Annotated in this window: 13 protein-coding genes; 8 read left to right on the top strand and 5 right to left on the bottom strand. The window is 33.9% G+C overall.

Annotated features, from left to right (window positions below):
- Positions 1–42 precede the first annotated feature (42 nt).
- From EG348_RS14390 to dnaG, 4 genes are all read right to left on the bottom strand, one after another.
- Positions 43–1,305 (bottom strand): esterase-like activity of phytase family protein, encoded by a 1,263-nt coding sequence (locus tag EG348_RS14390; protein WP_123983700.1) that lies wholly within the window; start codon positions 1,303–1,305, stop codon positions 43–45.
- A gap of 141 nt (positions 1,306–1,446) precedes the next feature.
- Positions 1,447–1,986 (bottom strand): type 1 glutamine amidotransferase domain-containing protein, encoded by a 540-nt coding sequence (locus EG348_RS14385; protein ID WP_123983699.1) that lies wholly within the window; start codon positions 1,984–1,986, stop codon positions 1,447–1,449.
- A 173-nt stretch (positions 1,987–2,159) separates the two neighbouring features.
- Entirely contained in the window at positions 2,160–2,849 is a 690-nt protein-coding gene (clpP, locus tag EG348_RS14380) for an ATP-dependent Clp endopeptidase proteolytic subunit ClpP (RefSeq protein ID WP_123983698.1), read from the bottom strand.
- A 55-nt stretch (positions 2,850–2,904) separates the two neighbouring features.
- Positions 2,905–4,881: a DNA primase gene (dnaG, locus tag EG348_RS14375; protein WP_123983697.1), complete on the bottom strand. Its 1,977-nt coding sequence runs from the start codon at positions 4,879–4,881 to the stop codon at positions 2,905–2,907.
- 337 nt (positions 4,882–5,218) lie between these two features.
- Here dnaG and EG348_RS14370 point away from each other — a divergent pair, with 337 nt between their 5' ends.
- The 8 genes from EG348_RS14370 to EG348_RS14335 all read left to right on the top strand — a co-directional run bounded on the left by EG348_RS14370 (position 5,219) and on the right by EG348_RS14335 (position 13,562).
- Positions 5,219–7,003 (top strand): T9SS type A sorting domain-containing protein, encoded by a 1,785-nt coding sequence (locus EG348_RS14370; RefSeq protein ID WP_123983696.1) that lies wholly within the window; start codon positions 5,219–5,221, stop codon positions 7,001–7,003.
- Between the two features lie 163 nt (positions 7,004–7,166).
- Positions 7,167–7,574 carry a tRNA (adenosine(37)-N6)-threonylcarbamoyltransferase complex ATPase subunit type 1 TsaE gene (tsaE, locus tag EG348_RS14365; protein ID WP_123983695.1) on the top strand — a complete coding sequence of 136 codons (408 nt, stop codon included), beginning with the start codon at positions 7,167–7,169 and terminating at the stop codon, positions 7,572–7,574.
- 70 nt (positions 7,575–7,644) lie between these two features.
- Complete coding sequence (locus tag EG348_RS14360; protein ID WP_123983694.1) at positions 7,645–8,838, top strand: alanine dehydrogenase; 1,194 nt, start codon at positions 7,645–7,647, stop codon at positions 8,836–8,838.
- The gene (locus tag EG348_RS14355) at positions 8,838–9,209 is read left to right on the top strand and encodes a hypothetical protein (RefSeq protein ID WP_123983693.1); all 372 of its coding nucleotides are present in this window, start codon (positions 8,838–8,840) and stop codon (positions 9,207–9,209) included. Before EG348_RS14360 ends, EG348_RS14355 begins: the two co-directional genes overlap by 1 nt.
- An 8-nt stretch (positions 9,210–9,217) precedes the next feature.
- Positions 9,218–9,988, top strand: a complete 771-nt coding sequence (locus EG348_RS14350; protein ID WP_123983692.1) for a histidine kinase — start codon at positions 9,218–9,220, stop codon at positions 9,986–9,988.
- A complete protein-coding gene (locus EG348_RS14345) occupies positions 9,966–10,676 on the top strand; it encodes a LytR/AlgR family response regulator transcription factor (RefSeq protein ID WP_185145479.1) in 711 nt (236 codons plus the stop codon). Before EG348_RS14350 ends, EG348_RS14345 begins: the two co-directional genes overlap by 23 nt.
- Positions 10,677–10,786: 110 nt before the next feature.
- Complete coding sequence (locus EG348_RS14340) at positions 10,787–11,176, top strand: hypothetical protein (protein WP_123983690.1); 390 nt, start codon at positions 10,787–10,789, stop codon at positions 11,174–11,176.
- Between the two features lie 100 nt (positions 11,177–11,276).
- Positions 11,277–13,562, top strand: a complete 2,286-nt coding sequence (locus tag EG348_RS14335) for a cation:proton antiporter (protein WP_410494127.1) — start codon at positions 11,277–11,279, stop codon at positions 13,560–13,562.
- Positions 13,563–13,637: 75 nt separating this feature from the next.
- On the opposite strand, the gene EG348_RS14330 is transcribed toward EG348_RS14335, so the two are convergent.
- Complete coding sequence (locus tag EG348_RS14330; protein ID WP_123983689.1) at positions 13,638–14,126, bottom strand: GNAT family N-acetyltransferase; 489 nt, start codon at positions 14,124–14,126, stop codon at positions 13,638–13,640.
- Between the last annotated feature and the right edge of the window lie 275 nt (positions 14,127–14,401).

Genomic DNA, 14,401 nt, shown 5'->3' with positions numbered 1-14,401 from the left:
TCCCAAAAATTGAGAGACTTTTTTATTTAAGTAAATTAAAAATTACTGAATATCTACGACATACATCGTTCCTTTATCAACCTTCCCGGTTTTAGGAAGAATTTTAGCTTTGGGATTTCCGTTGCCATTATCGACTACGCCAAAATCATCATCATTAAAAATGGCCAGCTTATTTCCACCTAAATAGACAATTCCTTCAAATTTATCATGTTCATATCCTATTTTTGAAACAAGATCAACAGCTAACGTTTTAGAAACAGGTTTTAATCCTGCAGTATTGATTTCATCCCAAGTAGATTGTTCAAGGGTTTTATTATTGATTTTTAAACCATCAACGGCTGTAAGATCAGTTCCACTTACATCTGAAGCGCCTGTTAGATTTATTCTATACACTTTTTTAAGGCCACCTTGTGAACCGAAGTTTCCGTCTCTTTCGATTACCAGAAACTCAGAGTTACTGATCGCTGTAATATCACAAACAGAATCGGAAGCTCCTCCATCTTGCTTGTATAAATATTGTTTTGTCTGTCCCGTGGCAAGATCAAAAGTCACAATTCTTGTCAATGTTGTATTGGTTGCCAACACTTTTGTAGGAACATACATTGTAGACTGCATTGTGCCGACTAGCATTTTCCCGTCTGGAGTCATGCACATTCCTTCCATTCCTCGGTTTGGTCTCCTTTTGGCTAACACTGCAGGTAATTTTCTTGTTCCTGTATTTACCCCGATAGGGCTTATTCTTTCCATTTCAACTCCTTCTGCGCTATAATGAACGATATGAGGACCATATTCATCCGAAACCCAGAATGTGCCATCTGCCGCTGCAACAATACTTTCACTATCCAACCCGTAATTATCGGTTGGTAAAACACTTCCGTCAACTCCATAAGCAATTTCACCCGTGCTTCCCATCCCAACAGGATTTGGAAGTCCTGTGATGGGTTGTCCTGAAGGATTTTTAAGTTTAATATATTTAATCACTTCAATATTTCCATCTGCATTGATCTTAAAGTGCATAATTGTCGGCGTGAAGTTTGGAATTAAAAATTTTATTCCGTTTGAATAGGCTGTATTCGGACCACGGTCTGTAATGACATAAAACTCTCCTTTTCTTGTTGGATGTGCCGTTGCTCCCGAACCGAAACCTCCGTTGATAACATCTACTCCATTTACCGTTGCTAAAGTTGTGAACGAAAATTCCTGTGGAAGTTTAGAATAATTGATATCCTGATTATTTACATTATCATCATTGTTGCAAGCCGATAAGGCCATGAAAGCAAGAACAGGCAATAAGATTTTTTTCATAATTACTTTTATGGCTGCGAAAGTAGTTGTTGAATGTAAACTGATCTTGAATATAATGATAATTGTGTTTTAATTTTTTACAAAAAAAAAGACTCAGATTAAATATCCAAGTCTTGATTTATTTCATTTAAAATTAAATTTTTAATCTTCGTGTTTTCCTTCTAAAATTTCTTCAACCATTTTAGCATTAAAAGCTGGAAGATCTTTTGGAGTACGGCTTGTAACCAATCCATTATCAACTATAACTTCGCTGTCTTCCCAATCGGCACCAGCATTTTTTAGATCTTTACTAATAGAATTTACGGAGGTCATATTTCTCCCTTCTACAACCTCAGCATTAATTAAGATCTGTGGACCGTGACAAATTGCTGCCACAGGCTTTTTTTGTTGAAAAAATTCTTTTACAAACTGTAAAGCATTCTCATTAGTTCTCAATTGATCGGGATTGATAACTCCACCAGGTAAAACTAAAGCATCATACTCTGAAGCTGTAACCTCATCCAACGTTTTATCAACATTATATTCCTTACCCCAGTCTTTTTCGGCCCAAGCTTTTATCGTTCCTGCTTCCGGGCTTATGATGTGTGCCGTCCAGCCCTGTTGCTCGATGTACTCTTTTGGTGATTTTAATTCACTTTCTTCAAAACCGTGTGTAGCTAAAATTGCAATTTTCTTTGACATAATTCTATGATTTAAGTGTTATACCTCTATAAATAGAAAAATAATGCCGTTATTAGAATTAATAGTAATAAAAATCTGTTAAAATTAATTATTGAGTTAATTTTTTTCAAATTTTCAACAACAAAAAAACGCGCCAAAATTGACGCGTTTCCATTTATTCTCTTTTAATAAAATTATTTCTTTTCTTTATTGGCTCTCTGTAAAACCTCATCTACCATTCCGAATTCTTTCGCTTCAGTAGAAGTCATCCAGTAATCTCTGTCTGACGCTTTTTCTACCCATTCGTAAGTTTGACCAGAATGTTCAGAAATAATGTCATACAATTCTTTTTTCAGCTTCAACATTTCTCTTAAGTTGATCTCCATATCAGAAGCAACACCTTGTGCACCTCCTGAAGGCTGGTGAATCATTACTCTTGAATGCTTCAACGCAGAACGCTTGCCTTTTTCACCTGCAACCAACAATACAGCTCCCATTGAAGCAGCAATACCTGTACAGATCGTTGCTACATCAGGCTTAATGATCTGCATTGTGTCATAAATTCCTAACCCAGCATAAACACTTCCTCCAGGAGAGTTGATGTAAATCTGAATGTCTTTTGAAGGATCTGAACTCTCCAAGAACAAAAGCTGAGCTGTTACGATATTAGCAACCTGATCGTCAATTCCTGTTCCCAGAAATATAATTCTGTCCATCATCAAACGAGAGAAAACGTCCATCTGAGCTACGTTCATCCTTCTTTCTTCCATGATGTATGGTGTAAGATTGGTTGGACCATACATTCCCATATACTGATCGGTAACAAGACCGCTGTTTCCTAAATGCTTTACAGAGAAATCTCTGAATTCTTTTTTAATGTCCATATTTCTATTGGTATTATTTTAAATTTATTTGAGATTTAAATTACAACTTTTGTTCCTAAAATTTTATAGGACTTTTTGTCACAGGCGACCAGCCTAATTTATCAATAATCTGCTTAGAGAAGTCATTAAGCATCATAATTTTCTTGATAGAATCGAAATATTTTTCCTGATCCGTGTCACGGTAATCTTCAAGTTCAGCTGTAGCTCTTTTGATCATCACGTGAATATAGTAATATTTGTGAATTAAGATGTTATTTTCAACCTCTTCTGCAATATGATCTCCCATATTTGGCGGGAAAATATTTCTGGTCGTCCAATCACTCAATTCATTAGGGTGCATCAATGCGTCTGCTACTTTTAAGGTAATATCAGCATCCATAAATGTAATGAAAAAACTTCCTGATCTCAATTCATCATTCTCGATCCCCTCTTTGATACTACTGATGATCTTCTGATTGGTTTCTACCTGAAATTCATATTGTTCTTCCTCAAAATGATGAAGAATCTCTTCAATTACGGTTACTTCATATTCTTCATTTTTGTCATTTTCCCGGTGAAGAACTACGTCGCCGAACATCAACATTGTATCGATCAGCTTATTTTCCTGATGAAGAATATTAAACTGAACGGAATCTATTTCCTTTTCGGGTTTCGGTACAATTTCTAGTTTTGTAGGCTTCTGTTCTTTCTGTTGCTGAACATGTTGCGTCTGATTTTGTGTAACCTGTCTCTGAACATCCAGTTCATTGAACAAACTCTGCTCAGACAATCCGAATTTATTGGAAACTTCCTTAAGATAAACCTCTCTTTTAAGAGCATTCTGAACAAAAGAAACTGATTTTACAATATTTCTGATGGCATCAGCTTTCTTAATCGGATCACTTCCTGCATCTTTTAAAAGGATTTCAGCTTTAAAATCAATAAAATCCATCGCTTCATTTTCGATGAATTTTTCAACATAATCCTGTGGATGTTTTCTGGCAAAAGAATCTGGGTCATCACCTTCCGGAAACAAAAGAACACGAATGTTCATGCCTTCTGTCAGCAGCATATCGATACTTCTGAAACTCGCTTTAATTCCTGCATTATCTCCGTCAAAAAGAATGGTTACGTTTTCCGTCAATCTTTTGATAAGCTTAATTTGCTCGGTCGTTAAAGAAGTTCCGGAACTTGCTACAACATTTTCAATTCCGGACATATGAAGTGAGATCACATCCATATATCCTTCCACCAAAAGACAGATATTTTTTCTTGAAATTGCCTGTTTCCCTTGATTTAAACCATAAAGAACATTTGATTTATGATAAATTTCCGTTTCGGGCGAGTTGAGATATTTAGCTGTTTTGACATTATTTCTAAGAATTCTGGCTCCAAAACCAAGAACTCTTCCCGAGAAACTGTGAATCGGGAAAATTACTCTTTCACGGAAACGGTCGATTCCTGCAGGAGAATTTTCAGGAAAAATGGAAAGTCCGGATTTCTCTAAAATTTCTTTCGAATATCCTTTCTCTAAAGCGAAGGCCGTGAAAGCATTTTTCTTTTCAGGAGAATATCCCAATTGGAATTTTTTGATGATATCGTCCTTAAGTTCACGCTCTTTGAAATACGCTAAACCAATTGATCTTCCTTCTTCAACTTCCCAAAGAAAATTCTGATAATATTCATTGGCAATTTCATGGATTTTATAGAGTAAATCTCTTTCAGACTGGGCATTTTTTGCTTCTTCTGAATATTCACGCTGATCTTCCTCAATTTCAATCCCATATTTTTTTGCTGCGTGGCGAAGTGCTTCAGGATAAGTGAAATTTTCGATTTCCATTAAAAAAGAGATCGCCGTCCCTCCTTGTCCGCTGGAAAAATCTTTCCAGATCTGTTTACTTGCCGAAACTACAAAACTCGGTGTTTTTTCTTCATGAAACGGGCTCAGCCCTTTATAATTAGACCCTGCCCTCTTCAACTGCACATATTCGCCCACGATCTCTTCTACTCTGATCGTGGAAAATATTTTATCTATGGTCTGTTTAGAAATCATGCTGTAAAAATAAGCAATAAGTTTTTTATTCTGATTACAAAATCAAAAGACAGTTTTCCTATAATTCTAAATTTCTACTCTTAAAAAAAATCCTTACAAAAAGCTCATCATTATTGATAAAACCAATCCCAATCGGTAAAATCAATAGACTTTATTAATATTGTAAATATAAATCATTTCCATAATAAATCGATTAAATGAAGATAAAATAATGATTTAACCTAATTTTAATTATAATATTTCAAACATATACGTTTATTAATATTATTAATACAAAAACAAAACACAAATTAATTGATTTATTCAAGCCTTAATTATTAATTATAAATCAAAAAAGATGAAAAAAAAACATGCCTTAAAAATTTGGGTATTCTTAATTATTTATTTTATTACAACTAGTAATATTTATGCCCAAACCAGTACAGAAAAGCAAAATCCTTATTCATTAGGAACGACCAACGAGTTTTTTAAACAAATCGAGTTACAATTAATTACAACATCTAAAACAAATCATGAAATAAAACTAAAAACATCAAATTCTGAAAGTCTTAATGCAAAAGTAAATTATCAAAATAAAAATTCAAGCTCTGAAATACACATAGAGGGAGAAATATTGGATAATAATGGAGGAAGTTTCAGTATTATAATAAAAAATGAGAAACTGGATGGAAGAATAATCCTTTTAAAAAACAAAAAAGCATACGCCTATTATTCTGATTATAAAGGAGATGCTTTTATCAAAGAAACTGACATCAATAAGACAATTTGTATTGATTATCTTAAAATTCAGATTCCTAAAATAGAAAAAGATCCAAATTATCCAAGCAATGAAGCTAAAAACATTAACATCTACAATCTACAAAGCTTCCCGGGAGCAGCCGGATGTCTTTTATTAGATTTCAACGGACATACTGTATCTGCAGGTAGCGGCTGGAACGGCGGAAATCCTATTAATGCGGCACCTTCAGGAATGACAAATGATCAGATTTTAGAAGCTTGGGAAATTGCAGCAGAAGATTTTCGTCCATTCAATTTAAATGTAACAACCGATGAAGAAGTTTTTAACACCTACCCTCAAAACAGGAAAAGGAGATGCATTATTACACCAACTGATATTGCTTCTCCCGGAGGCGCAGGGATCGCTCTCATCAATAGTTTCTCTTCTTACAGCGATTTACCATGCTGGGCATTTACTTCAGGAGCGGGAACTTCCGGAAAGATTATAGGGGAAATTGCTTCTCATGAACTAGGCCACACATTAGGATTAAACCATGACGGGCAAAGCCAATACAGCTATTATAGCGGACACGTAGATTGGGCTCCGATTATGGGAGCAAGTTATTACAAAAACGTAACACAATGGAGTAAAGGAGATTATACCAATGCTACAAATCACGAAGATGATCTCAATATCATATCGGGACCAACAAATAATATAGGATACAGAGCAGACGACCACGGAAACAGCATTACCACAGCTACAAACCTCATTATTTCCAGCGGAATAATTTCTGCTATAGAAAATAAAGGAGTCATTGATCGTACTGATGATATTGATATGTTTCAGTTCAACACTGGTGGAGGAAATACAATACTCAATATACAAACCGCAGAGAGACACAGTAATTTGCTTTTAAAAGTATCTTTATATGATAATAAAAATATCCTAATAGGTACTTACAAAGGAAATCCTTCCAATCTGAGTGCTCCGGTTGTCATCAATACCAATCTCAATGCAGGAAAGTACTATTTAGCTATCACAGGCATTGGAGATGGAACCGTTGACACAGGCTACACCAGTTATGCTTCTCTGGGAGGTTACAACATCTCGGGATCAGTCATTAATTCAACATTAAGTTTAAGCATAGCAAATAATCATAACGGTATGATCAATATTTATCCAAATCCCGTTAAAGATAAGTTAAATATTGATTTCGGATCGGTTAAAAAAAATCATTATATAGAAATTGTGAATGCTTTAGGGCAATCAATACACAAAACCAGTACATCAGAAAAGGTTTTAAGTATTTCTTTTTACGACGTACCCCCAGGATTTTACCGTTTAATTATAAAAGATAGCCAGAACACTATAATCAAAGCCTTTAGCTTAATAAAACAATGATTTTTTTTACAGTTAATTTATGAAAGCGGGAATTTCAAAGTTCCCGCTTTTTTAGTTTTAATTATAAATGGTACTATCTAAATTTTTCTCTCTTTCACAATGTATATTCAAGTTTTATTTTACTTATTTTTGAAGATTAATTATAGCAAATCATTCATTAAAAATGGAAGTTATTATCAATAAACTAGAAGACTGGCAAGGAGTTGTAGACCAAATAATTCCACAGCTACAACATAACATCTTCTTATTAAAAGGAAATTTGGGAGCAGGGAAAACTACTTTTACCCAGTTTTTGCTTAAAAATCTAGGAAGTCAGGACGAGGTAAACTCTCCTACCTATTCTATTGTAAATGAATACAATACACCAAAAGGGAAAGTTTTTCATTTTGACCTTTATCGCCTGAAAAATATTGAAGAAGTTTACGATATTGGTATCGAAGAATATCTGGACAACGCTTTTTTATGCATAATAGAATGGCCTGAAGTATACGAAGACGAACTTTACGGACTCAAGTACCACACAATGAGCATTAATAATACAGACGAACATCGAGAAGTTACATTCGACTAAATATTATGTATCTTTGCTACATCAATCAACCGTAAAATAATTATCTGTAAGACATAATTGAGTTTAAAGAATGAGTACTACAAATATTTTTACTCCATTTACTGAGGAAGAATTAATGCCGCAAGAGGAAAAATTGGAGGTTATTAAAAAAGGAAAACAATTCAGTATTGGAATTCCTAAAGAAACCTGTCTTCACGAAAGGAGAACATGCATCACCCCAGATGCCGTACAGGTATTGGTAGAGCACGGCCATGAGATCATTATTGAATCAGGAGCCGGACAAGGTTCATTTTTTACAGATCTACAGTATTCTGAATCTGGAGCAAGAATTACGAACGATCCCAAAGAAGCTTTTTCGCAGGATCTTATTCTGAAAATCAACCCTCCTACAGAAGATGAGATTGATTATATGAAACCTAACACGTATTTGGTTTCAGCACTTCAAATTAATTTAAGAGAGAAAGATTATTTCTTAAAATTAGCAGACAAAAAAATCAATGCCATTGCATTTGAATTTATCGTTGATGAATATAAACAACTGGCGTTAGTACGATTAATAGGCGAAATTGCCGGAACCGTTTCCATTTTATACGCTTCGGAATTATTAGCATTATCAAACGGATTAATGTTAGGCGGAATTACAGGAGTTCGACCTTCTGAAGTTCTTATTCTTGGAGCAGGAATCGTTGGAGAATTTGCAACCAAAGCCGCAATCGGTCTTGGTGCAAGTGTAAGAGTTTTTGACAATTCTTTATCTAAATTAAGAAGACTTCACAGCATCGTTGACAGTCGCGTTCCTACGTCAATCATTGATCCTAAGGAATTAAGCAAAGCATTAAGACGTGCAGATGTTGTAATTGGTGCCCTTCCAAGGTTAAACATGCAGCCAATCGTTACCGAAGACATGATCATGAAAATGAAAAAAGGCAGCGTTATCATTGATATCACCATCGATAACGGAAAGGTAATTGAAACTTCGGAGCTTACAACAATGGAAAATCCTTACATCATTAAACACGGTGTAATCCATTGCGGACTTCCGAACCTGACATCAAAAATGCCAAGAACAACTACAAAAGCAATCTCAAACTTTTTCCTTTCATACATTTTAAATTACGACGAAGAAGGCGGTTTCGAAAACATGCTGACCCGCAAAAACGAAATGAAGCAGAGTTTATACATGTACAAAGGAAGGCATACTAAAAAAGTAATCTGCGACCGTTTCGGACTTACTTATCACGATATCAATCTTTTAATTTTCTAATGAAGAAGCTTAAGTTTTATATGGTTGGTCTTATTCCAGGACTGATTATTGTATTTTTTATATTAAACAAAAAAGGAGCAAGCTGCAGCGGCTATTTACCCAACAGCCGTGTGATTGCAGAAACTCTTTCTAAAGATTTTAAGTATTCCGATAGTTTCAAAAACGAAATGAATACCTATAAAATCAATGAAAAATTCTTAAAAGACGAGATTATTACAAATGGTAAGGTAGATTTTGACAAAAGTCACGCTCAGAAAAAGCCATGTCCCGATTATTTATTAGTTTACCCAAAAGACAATCCAACTTACGAAGTTACGTTTGAGAAATGTGAGGAAATCGTAACACTGAACAGTCTGAAAAAAATTAAATAACTATTTCAATGGAAGGCAATTACTACATGATTCATGATTATCTGATATTCATTGGAGTTTTTGCTATTTTCTTTTTTTTGACGGTTGCTATTTATTTATTCAGTCAGAATCAAAGGCTTAAACAAAGAAACAGCAAACTTACAGAAACGAATAAACTGATCGAACAAAGATTAAACGAAGTTCAGCTGGAACATATCGGTACAAAACTGAACCCGCATTTGTTTAAAAATATCCTTAATTCTGTTCAATCCCACGCTTATCAGACGTATATGTCACTGGATAAACTGGCAAACGTTCTGGATTATATTTTATACGAAAGCAACAACAAATTTGTAAGTCCGAAAGAAGAATTAACCTTCGCTTTAAGCCTAATTGAGATCAATAAAATAAAGATAAATCCACTTTTTGATTTTAGAATTAAATCTAAAATTGATAAATCGGATGAAATTTTTGAAGAAAAAGTTTTTGCCCCTTTAATTTCCGTTGATCTTATTGAAAATGCTTTTAAACATACAGATTTCCTGGCGCAGGATTCATTTATTTCCATTCAATTAGAGCTGCAAGACAGTAATTTCACGATGAAAGTAAGCAATAAAGCTTCCTTAAAAAATGTGTTGGAGAAAGAGAAAAGCGGATTTGGAAGTCAGTCTCTGGATCAAAGATTAAAAATGATCTACAACAATTATTATCAGCTTACTAAAAGTTCAAAAAACGGTATCTTCACGGCAGAATTAGTAATTAATTTAGGTGAATTCTATGATAAAATGCGTTATTCTTGATGATGAACTACTGGCAATCAGTTATTTAAAACTTTTATGCGAACAAATTGAAAATGTAGAAGTTGTAAAAGCATTCAATGATCCTAAAATTTTTTTTAATGAAATTGACAACCTCGACTGCAACCTCTGCATTTTAGACATCGAAATGCCGGGAATGACTGGTCTTCAGGTCGCTGAGCTTATTTCAGATTCAAAAAAAATCATTTTTACGACCGCTTATAAAGAATATGCTGCTGAAGCATTTGATTTAAATGTTGTAGACTATGTAAGAAAACCTATCAAAAAAGAAAGGCTAATCCAGGCATTTGAAAAGGCAAAAGAACTTGTTTCAGTTCCACAAAAGAAAGATTTTATCGAATGGAATACCAATATCGGGAAAACCATCATCTTCACAGAACAAATCGCTTACATCAAAACTTCGGAAATCGACAGCCGTGACAAAGAAATTATTCTGAACGACGGAACGACGATCGTTCTTAAAAATCTTAGTTTTAAATCACTTTTAGAAATGCTTCCTTCAAAAGATTTTGCTCAGGTCAATAAAAAAGAGATCATTGCATTATCTTCCATCAAAGTTTTTTCTACCAACGAAATTATTACATCAATATCTTTAGACGGAGAGAATTTTATTAAACTTCAAATCGGAGACACGTATAAAAATTCATTATTAGAGATGTTTGGAAAGTAGATTTTTCATACATTTTTGGTTTCATTCCAGAATTTTGCAGTTTCATTACATCATCACTAATTAAAATATTTGGTCAACGTATTTTTGCGCCTTGAATAAATAATTTGATAATGAAAAAACTTCTTTATGCTTGTGGGATTCTCATATCCGGACTTTGCTTTTCTCAGGAATCAGCTCCTAAAATAAAAGCAGCTTTTTTTGACGGAATTCCAGTGGCCGGATATGTAGATCATGGAGCTTTCATCAATTTTACGGGACCGAATATCAGTTTAACTCACAAAGACATTAAATTCATTTTGGGAATGCTTCCTTCATTAAGAATTAAAAACGATAAATCTCCGGGAACCAAAAACAGCGCGATCACACCAAATCTTGGAGCCGGTCTTACAGTCGTCTACAAAAAGATCGCTCTACAGCTTCCGATGTATTATAATTCTAAAACTGCGACAGAAAATGGCGTCTGGAAAATGGGTATCGGTCTTGGATATTCGTTCAAATAGATTTTTATTACATTATTAAGGACATTGATTACATTTAAGAAAGAAAATTAGTCGTCATCCATATATTCTTAAGAAATTTACACACTTAAATAACGGAGTTATGAACTTGGGGAAATATAAAAATATAATTTTTTACATCAGTACTATTGCATTTTTTTCATGCCTGATGTATTGGTTCTTCGTTGAAGGAAAAACATTAGAGATCGGAGAAAATATTGCTCCGAGTAAAGCTACAGGAGCAACAATGTGGGAGAATTTTGTTGATTCATTTTTAACAAATCTTCACCATCCTTTAGCGCTTCTTCTTGCACAGATCGTTACGATCATCATGGTTGCAAAACTTTTTGGATGGGTTTGTGTAAAGCTTAAACAGCCTTCTGTGATTGGCGAAATGATCGCAGGTATTGTTCTGGGACCATCACTTTTTGGTCTATATTTTCCGGAACTTTCTGCATTTATCTTTCCAAAAGAATCGTTGCCGAACTTACAGTTTTTAAGCCAGATAGGTCTGATTCTTTTCATGTACATTGTCGGCATGGAACTTGACTTGAGTGTCTTAAGAAAAAAAGCACACGATGCCGTAGTGATCAGTCACGCAAGTATTATCATTCCTTTTGCATTGGGAGTTGGACTTTCTTATTTCATTTATAAAGAATTTGCTCCGGACGGGATCCAATTCAGTTCCTTTGCGTTATTTATAGCCATTGCGATGAGTATTACCGCATTTCCTGTTTTGGCAAGAATTGTTCAGGAGAGAAATCTTCACAAAACAAAAATAGGAACTGTTGTTATTACCTGTGCCGCTGCAGATGATATTACCGCTTGGTGTATTTTGGCCGCTGTTATTGCTGTTGTAAAAGCAGGATCTTTTTCGGGATCAGTATTTGTTATTTTGATGGCCATTCTATATGTTTTCATCATGATAAAAGCGGTAAGACCATTCCTTACCAGAATTGCGGAATCACAGAAAGGAAAAGGCTTTATAAGTAAAGCACTGGTAGCTGTATTTTTCCTTATACTGATCATCTCATCTTATGCAACTGAAGTAATTGGTATTCATGCGCTTTTTGGAGCATTTATGGCTGGTGCAATCATGCCGGAAAATGTAAAATTCAGAAATCTTTTCATAGAAAAAATAGAAGATGTCGCATTAGTTTTATTACTTCCACTTTTCTTTGTGTTTACAGGATTAAGAACTCAGATCGGATTATTAAATGATCCTCATTTGTGGAAAATCGGAGGATTCATCATTTTAACCGCTGTTACCGGAAAATTCGTAGGAAGTGCACTTGCCGCAAAATTTTTGAAACTAAGCTGGAAAGACAGTCTCACCATCGGGGCATTAATGAACACCAGAGGGCTTACCGAACTTATCGTTCTTAATATTGGTTATGATCTGGGAGTTTTAGGTCCTGAATTGTTTGCAATGCTCGTCATCATGGCACTATTTACTACTTTTATGACTGGTCCATGCCTTGATCTTATCAATTATCTTTTTAAAGGTAAAAAATCGATCGAAGATGATGAGGACAAAGAGAATGACGCAAAATACCGAGTTCTTTTATCTTTTGAAACTCCAGAATCTGGAAGCACTTTGTTGAAACTTGCAGACAACCTTACCCACAAAATGAACGGGAATAAAAGTGTAACAGCAATGAATATCGCTCCTATTGATGAGCTCCACGCCTTTGATATCGATAATTATGAAAAGGAGCAGTTCAAAGATGTTATAGAAACTTCTAATGAACTTAATCTTGAGGTAACTACTCTTTTTAAAGCTTCAACTGATATTGAAAATGATCTTACCAACATTACCAATAAAGGAAATTACGATCTTCTTTTGATCATGCTTGGAAAATCAATGTACGAAGGAAGTTTATTGGGAAGGTTATTAGGCTTTACAACTAAAATTATTAATCCTGAAAAACTTTTAAATACAGTAAAAGGCAAAGGTTATATTTTCAATAACTCTCCTTTTGACGATTTCACTTTGCAAATCTTAGATAAAACAAATATTCCCGTTGGAGTTTTGGTTGAAAAAGACTTTAAATCGGCTGAAAGAATATTTATCCCAATCTTTAATTTAAGTGATTTTTATTTGCTTGAATATGCGAAAAGACTGATCAATAATAACAATTCTCAGATCATCATTCTTGATGCCGGAGGGCAGATAAGAAGCAATATTGAAGTTAAAGAACTAATTAGAAGTATCGAACAAGTTGCACCCAATCACATCACACTATATAACGAGAAGAAGATTGAGAAAGAATTTCTGGATTCCCAAGATTTAATGTTGATCAGCAGCAAAAGCTGGAAAAATCTGATCGACACCAAAAGTCTTTGGTTATCAGATATTCCATCGACACTTATTATCTCTAATCCTTAAATTTGATTTGTATTTTAATCAGAAAAGCCAACTTAAAAAGTTGGCTTTTTTGATATAGATTCGGTTTTTTTTTAATTATTTTTTAAAATATTTCATGACTTTATTAGTACTTTTTTCTTTCGCATCGATATCAGCTTCTACTTCTTCAAAGCCTATTTTTTTATATAAATGATAAGCCACTACATTATTAGCTTTTACTTCTAAAAAAAATTCAATATTATTAAATCGATTTTCTGCTTCATTGATAACTGACTGAATCAATCCAAAACCTATATTTTTGCCCTGATAGCTTTGTTTAACATACATTTGATAAATATTCCCTCTAGCAATTTCCTCTTTTACAAAAACACAAATTCCAACCAATTCTGCATTATCGAAAGCTCCGAATACAAATCTTTCCTGAACAGGATTTTCGATATCATTTTGTAATCTGAATTTTTCAATTTTTAGAGATTCTTCGTAATTTGCTCCGAAAGACTCAGGAAATACTTTTAAACTTTCTAAGCGGATCATTCTGTAATGCCTGCTTTCATGGGGCAAAAGCTCGCGATATTCAATTTTCATATTCTAAATTTATACAATTTTATTTAATATCTTCATGCTATTAGTCTTAATGCTATATTTCATTTTTTTAATATTTGTAAAAATATCATAACATAAAATTAATCTTTGGCACGATATTTTAATATAAGCATACAACTCATGTTTAATTTGAGTTTTCATGGTTATTAGTTTTTATCCCTGGTTAACCCCAGGGATTTTTATTTTAAAGCATATTTTTAACAAATCTGTAATTATTAACTAAAAATCATATTTGCATTTAAGAATTATTTTATACC

Source organism: Chryseobacterium sp. G0201 (assembly GCF_003815655.1).
GTDB lineage: Bacteria > Bacteroidota > Bacteroidia > Flavobacteriales > Weeksellaceae > Chryseobacterium.
The sequence above is the reverse complement of the archived record's forward strand: the minus strand, read 5'-3'. Positions and strand labels throughout refer to the sequence as shown.